Raw genomic sequence first — 19446 nt, forward strand, 5'->3', positions numbered from 1 at the left:
GCCGGTCGCGGCGCGCAGGGCGAGCAGCTTCGGAAAGGTGTCGCGATCCTCGGTTCGGCCGCCGGCCGCTGGCGTCGTCATCCCCGACTGCACTCCCTGATGCCCGCCACGCTTGTTATTGTCTGCGGCGGTTTCCCCGGCCACATAGCCACAGTCAATTTGCGCCGGTCAAGCCAGCCACCGGTCGGTTTGTGTCTCAGTATGATGCCGAAGTCTTCGAGGACATGTCGGGCAGGCCACCCACGCAGCGGCCCTCATTGTGGCTGCAGCGTGAAGTGTAACGTCGCCGGACTGCTATTGCGTTGCAGAGTTGGCGTCCCCGAGCGATTCGAACCTCCGCCTCCCGGTTCAAGACACCACCGCCGGCTGCAGGCGAAGGGTGAAGGCCGCCCCGCCGCCGCGCCGATTCTCGACCGTGATGCTGCCGCCGTGAGTTTCGGCGACGCGCGCCGCGATGGCGAGGCCGAGACCGCGGCCGCCCGAATCGTGCCGATCGCGCCGCCAGAACCGGCGGAAGATCGACTCGCGCTCGCTCTCCGGTATGCCGGGCCCATCATCGAGGACGCGCACCACGCAGTCGGTCCAGACCTCGACGTCGACGGCGCCGCCGTTGGGCGTGTGGCGGATGGCGTTCTCGATCAGATTGCGCACGGCGCGGAACAGCGCCTCGGGATGGCCGCGCACCCACACCGGGCCCTCCGCGCCGCTCAACGAGATGGTCTTGGCGCTGTCGACGGCAAGCGGCGCCATCAGGGCGACGGCCTCGGCGCAGACCAGCTGCAGGTCGGCCCGCGCGTCCTCGCGGACGACGAAGCTCTCGAGCTCGGCGATGTCGAGGACCTGGCTCACGGTGCGGGTCATGGCGGCCACGTCGGCCCGCAAGGCGTCGCGCGCCGCACCGGGTTCCAGCGCGTCGACGCGCGCCCGCATGATGGAAAGCGGCGTGCGCAGCTCATGCGCCATGTCGGCGGTGAAATCGCGTTGGGCGCGAAAGCCCGCCTCGAGGCGGTCGAGCGCCTGGTTGACGGCGTGGACGAGAGGCACGATCTCGGCCGGCATCGCCTGCTCGGGCAGGCGCACGTCGGTGCGGGTCGGGCCGATCGCCGCCGCCGTGTTGGAGGCGGTCCGCACCGGTTCGAGAGCGCGGCGGAAGATCAGGATGTCGAACAGGAACAGCACCAGCAGGATCGGGAAGGTGATCCACGCCACGCGCGGGAAGAACGAGCTGACGATGTCGTCGATGATGACATCGCGGTGCGCCAGGTCCTGGCCGACCTGGATCCAGTAAAGCCGATCGCCGACCGCCCGGGCGACGCTGATGCCGAACAGCACCGAACCGGTGCTGCGCCGGCGCATGAACCAGTCGCCCAAACGCGATTCCTCGGGCGGAAACAGCGCGGTCCCGTCGCTGCGCGAGGAAAACAGGACGCGGCCCGTCGAGTCGAGCACGGCGTAGGCATAGAGCCCATAGCCGCCTGAATAGAGCGGCTGCAGCTCGGTCGGAATGTCGAGGGCAACGCCGCCGCCGGGCTGCGGGCGCAGGAAGCTGCCGATCGTGCTGGCCTGGCCGCGCAGGGCGTCGCGGTGCAGGCTGTTGGCGGCCTGGTCGAGCAGCAGATAGAGGGCCAGCGGCATCAGGATCGACGTGACGCCGATCGCGACGACGTGCAGCGCCACGACCCGCGAGATGATCGACTGGAAGCGCCTCACCCGGTCTTTTCCTCGGCCATCAGGTAGCCGACCCCGCGCACGGTATGGATCTTCACCGTGGCGCCGGCATCGGCCAGCATCTTGCGCAGCCGGTGGACATAGACCTCGACCGCATTCGAGCCGACGTCGCCCGACAGTCCGAACAGATGGTCTTCGAACAGGCGCTTGGGCGCCACGTTGCCGCTGCGCCGGAGCAGGATCTCGAGCACGGCCGTTTCGCGCGCCGGGAAGGCGCGCACCGTGCCGTTGACGATCACCTGCCGTCCCTCCGTGTCGAGCGCGACGTTGCCGAAGGTCAGCCGCCGGCCGAGCAGGTTGCCGGGGCGGCGCAACAAGGCCTGCAGGCGGGCGACCAGCTCTTCCATGGCGAAGGGCTTGGCCATGTAGTCGTCGGCCCCCTCGCGCAGGCCGATGACCCGGTCGCTCACGCCGTCTCGCGCCGTCAGCACCAGGACCGGCGTCGAATCGCCGCGACGGCGCAGGTCGCGCAACAGGGTCAGGCCGTCGTCATCCGGCAGGCCGAGGTCGAGCACGATGGCGGCATAGCGCATGGTCGACAGGACGTGCGCGGCATCGCCGGCCGTGGCCACCGAATCGGCAGCGAACCCACCCTGTGCGAGGCCCTTCTTCAGCAGCGCAACAAGCTCGCCATTGTCCTCGACCAAGAGCACCCGCATCGGTGCGCCTCTCCGGGTTGATTGGCTGTCTACGTTTCAATTCTAGCATGCCATGCGCAGCCGGAAGCGTCAGGTTGGCGTAATTGGGACACGCTACTTTCGTGCCCGTCCCGCAGCCTCGTCGTGCCGCAGCAAGCCCGTCCTGGAGTTCCACGCCTATGTCGTCCCAACCCCGCCCTTCGCTCACGATGCGGCTCCGGCGGAACCGGTCGTGGTTTGCCGCCGGAGGGGTCATGCTCGCCGCGGCGGCCGTGGTGACGATCTGGGCCGTGGATACCGGTCCCGGCAACGCCGTGGCGCGCCCCGAGCGCACCATCCCCGATACCGACGGCTCGTTCCGGCCGAGCGAGGCGCAATGGAGCGGCCTGAAGCTCACCGCCGTACGCCAGGTCGCCTTTCGCGAGGAGCGCTCGACCGACGGCAAGATCGCCATCAACGAGGACACCACGACCCCCGTGTTCTCGCCCTACTCGGGGCGCGTCAGCCGCCTGATCGCCCGGCCGGGAGATTTCGTCGAGCGCGGGGCGCCGCTGTTCGCCATCGAGGCCAGCGAGTTCGTCCAGGGCCACAACGATCTGGTGACCGCGGTCGCCGGGGTCGAGAAGACGCAGTCGCGGCTGGCCCTGGCGCAGGCGGCCGAGAAGCGCCAGCGTGAGCTGCTGGCGATCCGCGGCGGCGCGGCGAAGGACCTCGAGCAGGCGCAGTCCGACCTGGTGGCGGCGCAGGGCGACCTGCGCTCGGCGGAGATATCGCTCGCCGCCGTGCGCAACCGGCTGCGCATCCTCGGCCGCACCGACGAGGAGATCGCGAGGCTCGAGAAGCAGGATCGTATCGCGGCCGAGACCGTGGTCGGCGCGCCGATCGCCGGCACGATCATCCAGCGCCGGGTCGGCCTCGGCCAGTACATCAACGCCGGGGCCACCGACCCGGTGTTCACGGTCGGCAACCTGTCGACCGTCTGGCTGATCGCCAACGTGCGCGAATCGGACGCGCCCTACATGAAGGTCGGCGCTGCGGTCGAGGTCACGGTGCTGGCCTTTCCCGGAAAGGTGTTCAACGCCCGGCTGAGCTACGTGGCGCCGGCACTCGATCCCAACACGCGCCGCCTGCCGGTGCGCGCCGAGATCGAGAATCCCCATCGCGGGCTGCTGCCCGAGATGTTTGCCTCCTTCCGCATCGTCTCGGGCGAGGGCCGGCTGATGCCGGCGGTGCCGGCCGATTCGATCGTCTACGAGGGCGACAAGGCGCGCGTCTGGCTAGCCCGGCCCGACGACAGGACGGTGGTATCGCGTCCCATCACGGTCGGCGCCGCGGTCAATGGCCTCGTGGAGGTGCGCAACGGGCTGTCGGTCGGCGAGACGGTGGTGACCAGCGGCACGTTGTTCATCGACCGCGCCGCCAAGCGCGACTGACCGGACATCAGGCAGCCAGCGGCCTGCGGAGTCAGCCTTCCATGCGAGCCCTCGTCGGTGCCGCCCTCGAGCAGCGTGCCCTGGTGATCATCCTGTGATGCGCTCGACAACCCTCGCAGCCCTCGCCGCTGCCTGCACGCTGGGGCTCTGCACGCTCGGGGCCTGCACGATGGGACCCGACTTCCGCAGTCCCGACCCGCCCGGGACCCGCGCTTATCTCGCCGATGATCAGCCGACCAGCCTGGTCGCCGCCAACATTCCCGGCGGCGAGGCGCAGCGCATCGTCCAGGGCCTCGACATCCCCGGCCAATGGTGGGCGGTGTTCCATTCGCGGCCGCTCAACGACATGATCGAGCGGTCGCTGGCGGCCAATCCCGATATCCAAGCCGCGCAGGCGTCGCTCAGGGCCGCCCAGGCCAATGCGCGCGCCCAGCGTGCGACGCTGTTCCCGACAGTGCAGGCCGGCTTCGGCGCGTCGCAGAACCAGGTGTCGACGGTCCTGTCGCCGCCGACCGCTTCCGGCGACTTCATCTACAGCCTGTTCACCTTGGGCGTCACCGTCAGCTACACGCTCGACCTGTTCGGCGCCAATCGCAGGTCCATCGAATCTCTCGAGGCGCTGGCGGAGGCGCAATGCTTCCAGCTCGAGGCAGCCTATCTGTCGCTTGCCTCCAACGTGGTCGCCGCAGCCGTCCAGGAAGCCTCGTTGCGCGCCCAGATCGACGCCACGCAACGCATCGTCGCGGCTCAGCGCGAGACGCTCGACATCCTGCGCCGCCAGGAAGGGTTGGGCGCCGTCACAGGCGCCGACGTCGCCCAGCAGGAGGCGGCCCTTGCCCAGGCGCAGGCCACGCTGCCGCCGCTGCAGAAGGCGCTGGCGCAGGGGCGCAACCTTCTGATCACGCTGACAGGCCAGACGCCCGACGTCAGGCTTGCCGAGCAGTTCGAGCTTTCCGACCTCACGCTGCCGGCCGACCTGCCGCTCAGCCTGCCGTCGCAGATGGTCGAGCAGCGGCCGGACATTCGTGCCGCCGAGGCCAATCTGCATTCTGCCAGCGCCCTGGTCGGGGTCGCCGTCGCCAACCAGTTCCCGCAGATAACGTTGACCGCGGGCATAACCCCGACGTCGCTCGGGCTAGACACGTTCTTCATGCCGGGCCTGCTGAACTCGGTCGCCGGCACCAGCGTCCTGCAGACCATCGTCGACGGCGGTGCGCTTGCCGCCAAGAAGCGGGCGGCGCAGGCCAACCTCGAGCAGGCTGCGGCGCAGTACCGCTCGACCGTGCTGACTGCCTTCCGCAACGTCGCCGACACGCTCAGGGCGCTTGAGTACGATGCCATCTCGCTGCAGGCGGCGGTAACCGCCGAGCGCGCCTCGGCCAACAGCCTCAATATCGCCCGCCGTCGCCTCGAGCTCGGCGACACGACCTACGTCGTCGTGCTCGCCGCCGAACTCACCTACCGGCAGGCCCTGCTGAACCGAGTCCAGCTGCAGTCCAACCGACTGACCAACACGGCCGCACTGTTCCAGTCCCTCGGCGGCGGCTGGTGGAGCCGGCCCGATCAGCAGGCAAATCCGGCCCAGCGTGCGACCTGCCGGCCACCGCGGCCAGGGACGGCACCGGCGACGGCACCGGCGACGGCGCCCGCGGCACCGGACGTGCAGGCGAGACGCTGAGGATGCAGGCCACCGTCGTCGCCCAGATGCTGCCCAAGGGCGGCTATTGAGGATCAACCATGCACGCAATCGTCGGCGCAGCGATTCAACAGCGCGTCCTCGTGCTGATTCTTGCCGCGGCGCTGATCGCCGGCGGCCTGTTTGCCTACAAGAAGCTGAACATCGAGGCCTACCCCGACCCGGTTCCGCCGCTGGTCGATATCGTGACCCAGAACCCGGGCCAGTCGTCCGAGGAGATCGAGCGCTACATCACCATCCCGATCGAGGTGGCGATGTCGGGCCTGCCCTTCGTCAGCTCGGTCCGCACCATCTCGCTCACCGGCCTCAGCGACGTGAAGGTGCAGTTCACCTACGACGTCACCTACCCTCAGGCCGCGCAGATGGTGGTCAACCGCCTGTCGCAGCTCGGTCCGCTGCCCAACGGCGCGCAGCCCTTTATCTCGCCGACCAGCCCGATCGGCGAGATCTTCCGCTACCGCGTGGTCGGCCCGCCCGGCTATTCGGTGACCGATCTCAAGACCATCCAGGACTGGATCCTCGAACGGCGGCTGAAGTCCGTGCCAGGCGTCATCGACGTCACGACCTGGGGCGGCAAGAGCAAGACGTTCGACATCACCGTCGATCTCGACAAGCTCCTGGCCTATGGCCTGACGCTGAAGCAGGTGCTCGATGCGCTGAACGGCGCCAACATCAATGTCGGCGCCAACACCGTCAATCTCGGCCCGCAATCGGCGGTGATCCGCAGCGTCGGCCAGATCCGCACGATGGCCGACATCGGCCACACCATGCTCACGGTGCGCGACGGCTCGCCGGTGCTGGTGTCCGATGTCGCCACCATCACGGTCGGCCACGAGCCGCGGCTCGGCGTCGCCGGCCATGACAACGACGACGACATCGTGCAGGGCATCGTGCTGATGCGGCGCGGCGCGGAGACCATGCCGACCCTGCGCGCGGTCGAGCGCGAGGTCGACCGCATCAACGAGTCCGACCTGCTGCCGCCCGGCGTGCGCATCCAGCGCATCTACGATCGCAGCGTGCTGGTCGACGTGACGACGAGCACCGTGCTGCACAACATGGTGATGGGCGTCGCCCTGGTGTTCCTGATCCAGTGGCTGTTCCTCGGCGACCTGCGCAGCGCCCTGATCGTCTCGGCGACCATCCCGTTCGCCCTGCTGTTCGCCGTCGTCATCCTGGTGCTGAACGGCGAGTCGGCCAACCTGCTGTCGATGGGCGCCATCGATTTCGGCATCATCGTCGACGCCACCGTCATCATGGTGGAGAACATCTTCCGCCACCTCGCCGAAGCCAGCGCCGGCCACCGTGCGCGGCCCTCGTCGCTGGCCATTCCGCGCGGCTTCGACGACAGGCTCGCCACCATCTTCCAGGCCTCGAGCGAGGTGACTCAGGCGATCTTCTTCTCGGCCACCATCATCATCGCGGGCTTCCTGCCGCTGTTCACCCTGTCGGGCGTCGAGGGCCACATCTTCGGGCCGATGGCCAAGACCTATGCCTACGCCCTGTCGGGCGGCCTGCTGGCCACCTTCACCGTGTCGCCGGCGCTCGCCGCCGTGATGCTGCCGGCGAAGGTCTCGGAGACCGAGACCTTCGTCGTGCGCCGCCTGCGCCGGCTCTACCGCCGCGTGGTCGAAATGGTGCTGGCCCAGCGCGCCCTGACGCTCGCCGCCGGCCTTGCCCTGGTGGTTTGCGCCGGTCTCGCCGCCAGCACGGTCGGGCTGGAGTTCCTGCCCAAGCTCGAGGAAGGCAACATCTGGATGCGCGCGGCGCTGCCGCCCTCGGTGTCGCTCGACGAAGGCAACGTCTACGCCAATCGCATGCGCCGGCTGATCAAGAGCTTCCCCGAGGTCGAGACGGTGATCACCCAGCACGGCCGGCCGGACGACGGCACCGATCCCGACGGCTTCTCCAACGTCGAGTTCTTCGTGCCGCTGCAGCCAGCCGATAAATGGCGCAAGAATCTCTCCAAGGAGCAGCTGATCGCCGACATGAGCGATGCCCTGCGCAAGGGCTTTCCCGGCGTCACCTTCGCCTTCTCGCAGTACATCCAGGACAACGTGCAGGAGGCCGCCTCGGGCATCGACGCCGAGAACGCCATCAAGATCACCGGGCCCGACCTCGCCACGTTGCGCAAGATCGCCGTCGAGATCCGCGGCGTGCTGGAGCGGGTGCGCGGCATCACCGATATCCAGGTGCCGCCCCTGCTCGGCCAGCCGACCATCAAGATCGACATCGATCGCCAGCGCGCTGCACGCTATGGCCTGTCGCCGGGCGACATCAACGCCACCATCCAGGCGGCGGTCGGCGGCCAGGCGGCAGGCGATCTCTACGAGGAGGGCAGCGACCGGCATTTCCCGATGAAGGTCCGCCTGGCGCCGCGCTATCGCGAGAACATGGAGGCGCTGAAGCGGATCGCCATCGGCACGCCCGGCCCGAATGGCGGTGTCGTGCAGGTGCCGCTGGCCGAGGTCGCCAATGTCGGCCTGTCGACCGGCGCCTTCTACATCTACCGCGAACGCCAAGAGCGCTACATTCCGGTCAAGTTCAGCGTGCGAGGCCGCGATCTCGGCGGCGCCGTGCTGGAGGCGCAGGAACGAGTCGCCGCCGAGGTCAAGCTGCCGACCGGCTACCGACTCGACTGGGCCGGCGACTTCGTCAATTTCGAGAATGCCGTGGCTCGGCTCGCCATCGCCGTGCCGATCGCCATCGCCATGATCCTGCTGCTGCTCTATGTCAGCTTCGGCTCGCTCACCGACACGCTGATCGCCGGCAGCGCGATTCCCCTGGCGCTGATCGGCGGCATCCTCGGCCTCTACCTCGCCGACATGCCGTTCAGCATCTCGGCCGCCATCGGCTTCGTCGCCCTGTTCGGCATCGCCGCCATGAACGGCATCATGGTGGTGAGCTGCTACAACCGGCTGGTCGAGAGCGGGCTCGAGCGCGAGGCGGCGCTGCGCCGGACCTGCGACCTGCAGATGCGGCCAGTGCTGATGACCTGCATCGCCGCCTGCGTCGGCCTGCTGCCGGCCGCCTTCTCGACGGCGATCGGCAGCCAGGTCCAGCGCCCGCTCGCCATCGTCGTGGTCGGCGGCATGCTGCTGGCGCCGATCCTGTTCCTCACCGTGCTGCCGTCGATCCTCGGCACCTTCTCACGCCGCCGCGTCTTGGTTACATCTGAGGCGTGAACCCTGACGACCAGCTGATCGATCTCGGCGACCGCCGCCTGCGCACGCGTCGCCTCGCGCCGCGCCACGATGACGGACTCGAGCGCACGACTCTCGTGTTCCTGCACGAAGGCCTGGGCTGCATCGAGATGTGGCGCGATTTCCCGCAAAGGCTTTGCGATGCCACGCGCTGCCGCGGCGTGATCTACGATCGTACCGGCTACGGCGGCTCGAGCCCGTGGCCCACCGATCCAGGCGTCTCTTACATGGAGATCGAGGCCGATCGCGTGCTGCCCCGCCTGCTCGCGGCGCTGGGCATCGAGGATTGCGTCATGGTCGGTCACAGCGACGGCGGGACGATCGCGCTCAACTATGCCGCCGCCGATCCCGAGCCGCTGCGTGCGGTGGTGACGTTGGCGGCGCACGTGATCAACGAGCCGGTCTGCAGCACGAGCATAGAGAAGGCGCGCGCGGCGTTCGCGGCAGGCGAGCTGCGCCAGCGCCTGGCGAAGTACCACGCCCATGTCGACCACGCCTTCCACCTGTGGGCCGACGCCTGGGTGGCGCCGGGCTTCCAGCCGATGGACGCCGACGGCCGGCTGCCGCGCATCATGGTCCCGGTCCAGGCGATCCAGGGCGAGGACGACGAATACGGCAGCGAGCTGCAGCTCGGCCTGATCGCCGGCAAGGTCGGCGGCTATTGCGAGACCCGCCTGGTCCCCGATTGCGGCCACAGCCCGCACCTCCAGCAACCGGCCTACGTGCTGGCCGAGATCACCCGCTTCATCGCGCCCCTGGCGCTGGTGGGGTAGTGACTTGCTTTCCTCCCCAGCTCTGCTGGGGAGGTGTCGGCGTAATCGCCGACGGAGGGGTCAGAGGCCGCAGTCCCGCTGCTCATGACCCCTCCGTCGCCGTATGACGGCGACACCTCCCCAGCTCTGCTGGGGAGGAGAACTAAAATCGCTTCAATTCGCTGGTCGCGGCCCAGTTGAATTCCGACACGGTCGGGCAGCGGGCTTGCGTCAGCTGGAGCTGCTCGCGGGCGCGCTGGCGGTCGCCGCGGCGCAGCGCGTCCAGGGCGATGAAGAAGGCGGCCGGGCATTTGCCGTTGCTGCGCTTGGCGACATCGCCGGTTTCGGCGATCACTTCGAGCTCGCCGACCGGCAGCTTGCCCAACAGGAAGCGGGCGATGGCGCCCGGCCATTCATCGAGGGTCTCCGTGCCGATCTGCCGGGCGAGGGTGCCGCGCGCATCCTGGCGCGCGCGGACCTGGGCCGCATAGCGCCACAGCAGCGGCCCGAGCCGCGACTTGAGCGTGGTACGGCCCGGCAGGGTGTCTTCGAAATCCTGCGCCGCCTGGTGGTACTGGCCGAGGTTGAACTCGGCATGGCCGCGATAGAACAAGGCCGTGCGCCGGTCGATCTGGGTGGTCGCGCCGGCCAGCGCGGCATTCAAGAGCTCGAGCGCGCGCGCATAATCGGCGATCTGCATGTAGACTTGGGCCTGGGCGATCACCAGCCACGAATCGCCCGGCTTGCGCTGCAGGGCACTGTCGAGCGTGCGCAGGGCCGCGGCCCGATCGCCGCCGCCCGCCAGCTCGGGCACCGTGCCCGACAGCACGAGCTGCCACGCCGTCGGCAGGACCCGGCCCATCTCGGCGATATCCTTCTGGCTGTCGGCCTCGCGGCCGAGCCGATTCAGCTGGTAGGCACGAATGCTGAGATAGATCGAACGGTCGAAGGCCGACAGCTTGCTGCTCGACAGGATCTTGTTGAGCGCCTCCAGGGTGGTGTTGCGGCCATCGGCCGGCAGCCCCGGCGCCTCGCCGGAGCGCCCGAAGTCACGCGCCGACGGGTCCCACGATTCGACGGCATTGCGCTGCGCCAGGGCCGTGCCGGACACGGTCACGAGGGCTGCGAAAGCGGCGATTGCCCGAGCCAATTCCCGTCGCATGCCGGCAATCTGGCACAACGGACCGGAGGCCGCACCCGCCGATTGCCTCGCCCGTTGCCTCGCTGGGATCATGCTCCTATTTTGCCGCTGCAATGCATGCTCGACCGCAAGGAGTTTCGCTAATGGCCGCCGCCCATCCCAACAGTTTCAAGGCCCGCAAGACGTTGAAGGTCGGCACCCGGAGCTACACCTATTTCAGCCTCCAGGCGGTCGAGAAAGAAGTCGGCGACCTGTCGCGCCTGCCGGTCTCCCTGCGGGTCCTGATGGAAAACCTGCTGCGCCACGAGGACGGCACGACGGTCAAGAAAGCCGACATCGCGGCCTTCGCCGACTGGCTGAAGAACGGCGGCAAATCGGCCAAGGAGATCAACTTCCGGCCGGCCCGCGTCCTGATGCAGGACTTCACCGGCGTGCCGGCCGTCGTCGACCTGGCGGCGATGCGCGACGCCATGGGCGCGCTGGGCGGCGACCCCAAGAAGATCAATCCGCTGGTGCCGGTCGACCTGGTCATCGACCATTCGGTGATCGTCGACAATTTCGGCAACTCGAGCGCGTTCGGCGCCAACGTGAAGCTCGAGTACGAGCGCAACCTCGAGCGCTACCAGTTCCTGCGTTGGGGCCAGATGGCGTTCGACAATTTCCGCGTCGTGCCGCCGGGCACCGGTATCTGCCACCAGGTCAACCTCGAGTACCTGGCCCAGGTCGTGTGGACGAAGAAGGACGGCAAGGAGACCGTCGCCTATCCCGACACGCTGGTCGGCACCGACAGCCATACCACGATGGTGAACGGCCTCTCGGTGCTGGGCTGGGGCGTCGGCGGCATCGAAGCCGAGGCCGCCATGCTCGGTCAGGCGCAGCCGATGGTCATCCCCGACGTGATCGGCTTCAAGCTGACCGGCAAGCTGCGCGAGGGCGCCACCGCCACCGACCTGGTGCTGACCGTCACCCAGATGCTGCGCAAGAAGGGCGTGGTCAGCAAGTTCGTCGAATTCTACGGCGAGGGCTTGGCCGAGCTGCCGCTCGCCAACCGCGCCACCATCGCCAACATGGCGCCCGAGTACGGCGCGACCTGCGGCTTCTTCCCGGTCGACGAGATCACGCTGGGCTACCTCAAGACCACGAACCGTGGCCCCGCGGCCAAGCTCACCGAGGCCTATGCCAAGAAGCAGGGCCTGTGGCGCAGCAAGAGGTCGCCCGAGCCGATCTTCACCGACACGCTGTCGCTCGATCTCTCCGAGGTCGAGCCCAGCCTGGCCGGCCCCAAGCGGCCGCAGGACCGCGTGCCGCTGTCGCAGGCGGCGGCGCAGTTCGTCGCCAACATGGAGAAGGAGTTCGACCGCAAGGACGACGGCAAGCGCATCAAGTGCGACGGCGCGGACTACGATCTCGGCCACGGCGACATCGTCATCGCCGCCATCACCTCGTGCACCAACACGTCGAACCCCTACGTCATGCTGGGCGCCGGCCTGATCGCGCGCAATGCGGTGAAGCACGGGCTCAAGGTCAAGCCGTGGGTCAAAACCTCGCTGGCGCCGGGCTCTCAGGTCGTCACGGAGTATCTCCAGGCGTCGGGCCTGCAGAAGGACCTCGACAAGATCGGCTACAACCTGGTGGGCTACGGCTGCACCAGCTGCATCGGCAACTCGGGGCCGCTGCCCGATCCGGTGACCAAGGCGGTGAACGACGCCGACCTGGTGGTCTGTGCCGTGCTCTCCGGCAATCGCAACTTCGAGGGCCGCGTCAATCCCCTGACCCGCGCCAACTACCTGGCCTCGCCGATGCTGGTGGTGGCGTATGCGCTGGCCGGCTCGATGAAGATCGACATCACCAAGGATCCGATCGGCATCGGCAAGGGCGGCAAGCCGGTCTATCTCAAGGATCTTTGGCCGACCAACGCGGAAGTCTCGAAGCTGGTCGACAAGTTCGTCACCGCCAAGGCGTTCAAGAAGCGCTACGCCGACGTCTTCAAGGGCGACAGGTTCTGGCGCGGCATCAAGACCAAGCCCAGCCTGACCTACAGCTGGGACGACAACTCGACCTACGTGCGCAACCCGCCCTATTTCGACGGCATGCCCAGGATTCCGGGCGCGCTCGCCAACATCAGCGGCGCCCGCCCGCTCGGCCAGTTCGGCGATTCGATCACCACCGACCACATCTCGCCCGCCGGCTCGATCAAGAAGGACAGCCCGGCCGGGCTGTACCTGGAAGAGCACGGCGTCGCGCCCAAGGACTTCAACCAGTACGGCACGCGGCGCGGCAACCACGAGGTGATGATGCGCGGCACCTTCGCCAACATCCGTCTCAAGAACGAGATGGTGCCGGGCATCGAGGGCGGCTTCACGCACCACTTCCAGACCGACCAGCCCGAGCCGATCTACGACGTGGCGATGCGCTACAAGAAGGAGCACACGCCGCAGATCCTGATCGCCGGCAAGGAATACGGCACCGGCAGCTCGCGCGACTGGGCGGCCAAGGGCGTCAACCTCTTGGGCGTCAAGGCGGTGGTGTGCGAGACTTTCGAGCGCATCCATCGCTCCAACCTGGTCGGCATGGGCGTGCTGCCGCTGCAGTTCAAGGACGGCATGACGCGCAAGACACTGAACCTCACCGGCCACGAGAGCTTCGACGTCGGCGGCATCGACGGCACGCTGTCGCCCGGCATGGACGTGCCGCTCACCATCCATCGCCGCGACGGCGCCAGCGAGACCATCACGCTGACCTGCCGCATCGATACCGCCGAGGAGGTCGAGTACTTCAAGAACGGCGGCGTGCTGCACTACGTGCTGCGCAACCTGGCGCACCCGGCCTAAGAGCGTTAAGGCTGAGGGCGTCAGGGCTCAGCGGCGGCAAGGCGAGCATGGCGACGGCATTCGTCGGTCACTTCGTCGCTATGGCCCGCAACAATGCCTGGGCCAACCATCGGCTGCTCGGCGCCTGCACGGCGCTGGGCCCCGAGGAGTTTGCCGCGCCGCGCACGGGCTTCTTCCCTTCGCTGCGGGCGACGCTCAATCACATCCTGTGGGTCGACACCTACTACATCGATGCGCTGCTGGGCGATCCCACGGTGCTCGCACGCTACCATGATCCGCCGCCGGATTTCGCCGACGCTGCCGCTCTCCGTGAGGCGCAGCTCGCCAGCGATCGGCGCCTGATCGCCTTCTGCGAGCGCCAGACCAACCAGTCGCTGGTCGATGACTGCGCGCTGCCGCGGCCCAATCGCCAGCCGCCACCCAGTCCGGTTGCCGCAATCCTCGAGCATCTCTTCCAGCACCAGATCCATCATCGCGGCCAGGCCCATGCGATGCTGAGCGGAACACGGGTGAAGCCGCCGCAGCTCGACGAGTTCTTCCTGGCCGGCGAGCAGCACCTTCGAGCCGACGAGTTGCGCGCCCTCGGCCTGCCCGTGACATGATGCGGCCGCGCCCGTCGTTTGCCGGTGCGGCAATCGAGGTGAGCGATCTGGCGCGCTCCGTCGCCTTCCATCGCCTGTGGCTGCCGATGCTGGGCTTCAATCGGCTCCTGGCCAGCCCCGACCGCGTGATGTGGGCGCGCGGCTACGATCATTTCGTCATGCGTCAGGCCAAGGATGGCGTGTCCTACGGGCCGGGCGCGCTGTGGCTTGCCGTGTCGGCGGAAAGCCGCGCCCAGGTCGACCTGGTCTTCGCCGAGATGCGCGAGGCGGGCGCGGAGATCCTGCAGCCGCCCAAGGAGCTCGACTATCTCGCGCCGGGCTACTACTCGGTCGCCTTCCGCGATCCCGACGGCGTGCCGATCGAGGTCGTCCATCGCTGGGACGAGCTGCCCGACCTCGCCGACGCCGAGCAGGTCCGCGTGCCCGGGCACGGCGTTACCCTGGGCGGCTATCTCTTCAAGCCGCAGACCGGCAAGCCGCCTTACCCGGCGCTGATCCTGCTGCACGGCTTCGCCGGCCACGCCCACACCATGGCGGGGCTGGCGCGCGCCGCCTCGGCGAACGGCTATGCCGCGCTCGCCCTGTCGCTGCGCGGCTGGCTGGGCTCGGAAGGCGAGAACGACCAGGGCCTGCGCCAGCCGCTCGACGTGCTGGCCGCCATCGACTGGCTGGCCAAGCGGCCGCTGGTCGATCGCGAGCGGATCGGGCTGGTCGGCGCCTCGATGGGCGGGCAGGTCGCCCTGCTGACGGCAGCGCACAAGCCGCCGGTGCGCGCGGTCGCCTCCTTCTACGCGCCGACCGATCTCGCCCGCTGGCGCGAGGCCAATCCCTTCATCCGCGACTATCTCGACGATCTGTGCGGCCCCGAGGGCCTGCCGGTGCGCTCGCCGATCCTGCGGGTGACCCAGATCGACGCGCCGGTCCTGTTGATCCACGGCGACAACGACGAGAACGTGCCGGTGGCGCAGACGCTCGCCATGGAGGAGGCGCTGCGCACGCACGGCAAGGAGGTCGAGGCCTTCATCGTGCAGAGCGGTACGCATTTCTTCAGCGAGCAGCAGAACGCGCTGGCGCGGCGTAAGCTTTTCGACTTCCTGCGCCGCCATCTCAACCGGAGCTGATCTTCCATGCTTGTGTCCGAAGCCATCGCCACCCGCCGCTCGATGCGGACCTTCAAGCCCGATCCGGTGTCGCGCGCCGACGTCGAATGGATCATCGCCAACGCCACGCGGGCGGCATCGAACGGCAACCTGCAGCCGTGGAAGCTCTACGTCACGACCGGCCTGGCGCGCGAACGGCTGTCCGGCGCCATCCTCAAGGCGATCGATGCCGGCGACAACGGGCCCGGCGGCGAGTACGACGTCTATCCGAAGGAGTTCACGCCGGTCTACGACCAGCGCCGCAAGCTGGTCGGCAAGCAGCTCTACACGGTGCTCGGTGTGCCGCGCGGCGACGCTGCCGGCATGCTGAAGCAGTTCCGCCGCAACTTCCTGTTCTTCGATGCCCCGGTCGGCATGATCCTGTGCGTCGAGCGGCGCATGGGCGGCGGCCAGTGGATCGACTGCGGCATCTTTCTCGACCAGCTCATGCTGCTCGCCCGCGAGAAGGGCCTGCACACCTGCCCGCAGGCAGCCTTCAGCCGCTACCAGCACGTGGTGCGCCGAGAGCTCGGCATTCCCGACGACCAGATCGTCATCTGCGGCCTGGCGCTGGGCTACGCCGACCCCGACACGGTGCCCAACAACCTGATCACCGAACGCGCCCCGATCGGCGATTTCACCACGTGGTTCGATACATGAAGCCTCCCCAGCTTCGCTAAGCGAAGCTGGGGAGGTGTCGCCGTCTCATGGCGACGGAGGGGTCATGGGCACCAACACTGATGCTCATGACCCCTCCGCCCCCGATTACGGGGGCACCTCCCCACGCAAAGCGTGGGGAGGAACATGAAGCTGCGGCGTAACTGCCTGTCCAAAGTCGAATTGCCCAGGCCGGCGGGCACGGGCTAAAACCCTGGAAATTCGCGGCAAAACGGCCCACCGGAGGAAAGCCATGAGCGACGAACTGATCGATGTCAGCGGCGAGTGGGCCAAGCGCGCCTATGTCGACGACGCCAGGTACACGGCGATGTACGACGCCTCGGTCGGGGACCCCGCTGCCTTCTGGGCAGAGCACGCCAGGCGCGTCGACTGGATCAAGCCGTTCAGCCCCGGCGCGGTGCGCGACGTCGACTACACCGGCGATATCCGCATCCGCTGGTTCCACGACGGCGTGCTGAACGTCTCGGCCAATTGCGTCGACCGCCATCTCGCCAAGCGCGCCGACCAGACCGCGATCATCTGGGAAGGCGACGATCCGGCCAAGTCCAAGCACATCACCTATCGCGAGCTGCACGCCGAAGTCTGCCGCATGGCCAACGCGCTCAGGCAGCTCGGCGTCAAGAAGGGCGATCGTGTCACCATCTACCTGCCGATGATCCCCGAGGCTGCCTACGCCATGCTGGCCTGCACCCGCATCGGCGCCATCCACTCCGTGGTGTTCGGCGGCTTCTCGCCCGACAGCCTGGCCAACCGCATCATCGATTGCGACAGCAACATCGTGATCACCGCCGACGAGGGCCTGCGCGGCGGCAAGCCGGTGCCGCTCAAGGCCAATACGGACGAGGCGCTGAAGAAATGTCCCGGGGTGAAGAACGTGCTGGTGGTGCGCCACACCGGCGGCAAGACCGACTGGGACGCGGCGCGCGACGTGTGGTGGCACGAGATCGCGGCCAAGGTGCCGGCCGACTGCGCGCCCGAGCCGATGGGCGCCGAGGATCCGCTGTTCATCCTCTACACATCAGGGTCGACGGGGAAGCCCAAGGGCGTGCTGCATACGACGGGCGGCTACATCGTGTTCGTGTCGATGACGCACCAGTACGTGTTCGACTACCACGACGGCGACGTCTACTGGTGCACCGCTGACGTCGGCTGGGTGACCGGCCACAGCTACATCGTCTACGGCCCGCTCGCCAATGGTGCCACCACGCTGATGTTCGAAGGCGTGCCCAACTATCCGGATGCCAGCCGTTTCTGGCAGGTCATCGACAAGCACAAGGTCAACATCTTCTACACCGCGCCGACCGCCATCCGCGCCCTGATGCGCGAGGGCGAGGCGCCGGTGAAGAAGGCGACACGCCAGAGCCTTCGCCTGCTGGGCTCGGTCGGCGAGCCGATCAATCCCGAGGCGTGGCTGTGGTACTACCGCGTGGTCGGCGATTCGCGCTGCCCGATCGTCGATACGTGGTGGCAGACCGAGACCGGCGGCATCCTGATCACGCCCCTGCCCGGCGCCACCAGGCTCAAGCCCGGCTCGGCGACGCGGCCGTTCTTCGGCGTCCAGCCGGTGATGGTCGATGCCGAGGGCAAGGAGCTCGCTGGCGCGGCCACCGGCAATCTCTGCCTGATCGACTCGTGGCCCGGCCAGATGCGCACGGTCTACGGCGACCACCAGCGCTTCATCGATACCTACTTCAAGACCTATCCCGGCAAGTATTTCACCGGCGACGGAGCGCGCCGCGACGAGGACGGCTACTACTGGATCACCGGGCGCGTCGACGACGTGATCAACGTGTCCGGCCATCGCATCGGCACCGCCGAGGTCGAGAGCGCCCTGGTCGGCAACCAGAAGGTCGCCGAGGCCGCCGTCGTCGGCTATCCGCACGACATCAAGGGCCAGGGCATCTATGCCTACGTCACCCTGAAGATGGGCCAGTCGCCGTCCGAGGAGCTGCGCAAGGAGCTGGTCGGCTGGGTGCGCAAGGAGATCGGCCCGATCGCCACGCCCGACGTCATCCAGTGGGCGCCCGGCCTGCCCAAGACCCGCTCGGGCAAGATCATGCGCCGCATCCTGCGCAAGATCGCCGAGAACGACTTCAGCAATCTCGGCGACACCTCGACGCTCGCCGACCCGGCCGTGGTCGATGACCTGGTGAAAAACCGCGCGCCTTGAGCCCTCTTCCCCTCCCCAGCACAGCTGGGGAGGAGCATGAATAGGAATTCCCATGCACAATCCCACGATCCAGATGCTGGCCGCCGATCTCGCGGCGGGCCGCACGACCTCGCGCCACCTCACCGAGGAGGCACTGGCCCGCATCGACGACCCGGTGGGCGAAGGCAAGCGCGCGTTCGTCAAGGTGTGGCGCCAGCAGGCGCTGGCTGCCGCGGACGCCAGCGATGCGCTGCGCAAGGCGGGCCTCGTGCCGTCGCTGCTCGCCGGCATCCCGGTCTCGATCAAGAACCTGTGCAACGTCGCCGGCGAGACCACGCTGGCCGGCTCGAGGGCGCTCGATGACGCGCCGCCCGCCCCCTCGGATGCGCCGGTCGTCGCTCGCCTGCGCGCCGCCGGCGCCGTGATCGTCGGCAGCACCAACATGAGCGAGTTCGCCTTCTCGGGCGTCGGCTACAATCCACACTACGGCACGCCCGGCAATCCGGCCGACCGCACGCGGGTGCCCGGCGGATCGTCGTCGGGCGCCGCGGTGTCGGTCGGCGATCGCATGGCCGTTGCCGCGCTCGGCACCGACACCGGCGGCTCGGTGCGCATCCCCGCCGCCGTGTGCGGCATCGTCGGTTTCAAGCCGACCGCGCGCCGCGTGCCGATCGACGGCGTGGTGCCGCTCTCGACCTCGCTCGATTCGATCGGCCCGCTCGCCAACTCGGTCGAGTGCTGCGCCATCGTCGATGGCGTGTTCGCGGCCGAGCCGGTCGCCGTGCCCGAGCCGATGCCGCTCGCCGGCCTGCGGCTCGCCGTGCCGCGCCACTTCGTGATGGACGAGCTCGATGCCGTCGTCGCCCGTGCCTTCGAGCGCGCGCTGCAGGCGCTCGCCGCCAAGGGGGTGCGCGTCGAGCACATCGACCTGCGGCAGCTCGACGAGCTGCCCGCGATCAACGCCAGGGGCGGCTTCGCCGCCGCCGAAGCCTATGCCTGGCATCGCGAGCTGATCGCCCGCCGCGGCAATGTCTACGACCCGCTGGTGGCGCCGCGCATCCGCCGCGGCATGGAGATGTCGGCCGCCGACTATATCGAGCTGCTGGGCAAGCGCGCCGACCTGCAGCGCCGCGTCTCGGCGATCACCATCAACTACGACGCCGTGGCGATGCCGACCTGCGCCATCGTCGCGCCGACCCTCGACGAGGTCGCCACACCGGACGGCTTCACCAAGAAGAACATGCTGCTGCTGCGCAACACCACGGTCGGCAACTTCCTCGACCGCTGCGCCATCAGCCTGCCCTGCCACGCAGCGGGCGAGCTGCCGGTCGGCTTCATGCTGATGGGCGAGGCGATGGCCGACAAGCGAGTGTTGGCGATGGCGCGCAGCGTGGCGCCGGCGGTGGCGGGCTCTTGACCCTCCCTAGCGGCACGCTGGGGAGGTGTCCGCGTCTTCGCG

General features: G+C 68.4%; 13 protein-coding genes. 10 read left to right on the plus strand and 3 right to left on the minus strand.

Features of this window, described 5'->3' with window-relative positions; translation table 11 throughout:
* Positions 1-348: 348 nt before the first annotated feature.
* Together ACILR9_RS19975 and ACILR9_RS19980 are read right to left on the minus strand one after the other, a co-directional pair.
* On the minus strand, positions 349-1710 hold the full coding sequence (locus tag ACILR9_RS19975) for a sensor histidine kinase (protein WP_395711716.1): 1362 nt from the start codon (positions 1708-1710) through the stop codon (positions 349-351).
* Positions 1707-2387: a response regulator gene (locus ACILR9_RS19980; protein ID WP_395711717.1), complete on the minus strand. Its 681-nt coding sequence runs from the start codon at positions 2385-2387 to the stop codon at positions 1707-1709. Before ACILR9_RS19980 ends, ACILR9_RS19975 begins: the two co-directional genes overlap by 4 nt.
* A 188-nt stretch (positions 2388-2575) precedes the next feature.
* Between ACILR9_RS19980 and ACILR9_RS19985 the strand changes: the two genes are divergently transcribed.
* The 4 genes from ACILR9_RS19985 to ACILR9_RS20000 all read left to right on the plus strand — a co-directional run bounded on the left by ACILR9_RS19985 (position 2576) and on the right by ACILR9_RS20000 (position 9468).
* Positions 2576-3799: an efflux RND transporter periplasmic adaptor subunit gene (locus ACILR9_RS19985; protein WP_395711803.1), complete on the plus strand. Its 1224-nt coding sequence runs from the start codon at positions 2576-2578 to the stop codon at positions 3797-3799.
* A gap of 97 nt (positions 3800-3896) precedes the next feature.
* On the plus strand, positions 3897-5477 hold the full coding sequence (locus tag ACILR9_RS19990) for an efflux transporter outer membrane subunit (RefSeq protein ID WP_395711718.1): 1581 nt from the start codon (positions 3897-3899) through the stop codon (positions 5475-5477).
* 59 nt (positions 5478-5536) lie between these two features.
* Positions 5537-8677 carry an efflux RND transporter permease subunit gene (locus tag ACILR9_RS19995; RefSeq protein WP_395711719.1) on the plus strand — a complete coding sequence of 1047 codons (3141 nt, stop codon included), beginning with the start codon at positions 5537-5539 and terminating at the stop codon, positions 8675-8677.
* Positions 8674-9468: an alpha/beta fold hydrolase gene (locus ACILR9_RS20000; protein ID WP_395711720.1), complete on the plus strand. Its 795-nt coding sequence runs from the start codon at positions 8674-8676 to the stop codon at positions 9466-9468. The genes ACILR9_RS19995 and ACILR9_RS20000 overlap by 4 nt, the downstream gene beginning before the upstream one ends.
* A 142-nt stretch (positions 9469-9610) precedes the next feature.
* Here the strand turns inward: ACILR9_RS20000 and ACILR9_RS20005 are convergent, their stop codons facing one another.
* Complete coding sequence (locus tag ACILR9_RS20005; protein WP_395711721.1) at positions 9611-10564, minus strand: tetratricopeptide repeat protein; 954 nt, start codon at positions 10562-10564, stop codon at positions 9611-9613.
* A 167-nt stretch (positions 10565-10731) separates the two neighbouring features.
* On the opposite strand from ACILR9_RS20005, the gene acnA reads away from it, so the two are divergent.
* From acnA to ACILR9_RS20035, 6 genes are all read left to right on the plus strand, one after another.
* Positions 10732-13419, plus strand: coding sequence for an aconitate hydratase AcnA (acnA, locus tag ACILR9_RS20010; RefSeq protein ID WP_395711722.1), 2688 nt, complete (start codon positions 10732-10734; stop codon positions 13417-13419).
* 47 nt (positions 13420-13466) lie between these two features.
* Positions 13467-14021: a DinB family protein gene (locus ACILR9_RS20015; RefSeq protein WP_395711723.1), complete on the plus strand. Its 555-nt coding sequence runs from the start codon at positions 13467-13469 to the stop codon at positions 14019-14021.
* Complete coding sequence (locus ACILR9_RS20020; protein WP_395711724.1) at positions 14018-15142, plus strand: alpha/beta fold hydrolase; 1125 nt, start codon at positions 14018-14020, stop codon at positions 15140-15142. Before ACILR9_RS20015 ends, ACILR9_RS20020 begins: the two co-directional genes overlap by 4 nt.
* A gap of 6 nt (positions 15143-15148) precedes the next feature.
* Complete coding sequence (locus ACILR9_RS20025) at positions 15149-15820, plus strand: nitroreductase (protein WP_395711725.1); 672 nt, start codon at positions 15149-15151, stop codon at positions 15818-15820.
* Between the two features lie 250 nt (positions 15821-16070).
* Positions 16071-18008 carry an acetate--CoA ligase gene (gene acs, locus ACILR9_RS20030; protein WP_395711726.1) on the plus strand — a complete coding sequence of 646 codons (1938 nt, stop codon included), beginning with the start codon at positions 16071-16073 and terminating at the stop codon, positions 18006-18008.
* Between the two features lie 52 nt (positions 18009-18060).
* Positions 18061-19404, plus strand: a complete 1344-nt coding sequence (locus tag ACILR9_RS20035) for an amidase (protein WP_395711727.1) — start codon at positions 18061-18063, stop codon at positions 19402-19404.
* The last annotated feature ends 42 nt before the right edge of the window (positions 19405-19446 follow it).

This window comes from Reyranella sp. (genome assembly GCF_044224635.1).
GTDB lineage: Bacteria > Pseudomonadota > Alphaproteobacteria > Reyranellales > Reyranellaceae > Reyranella.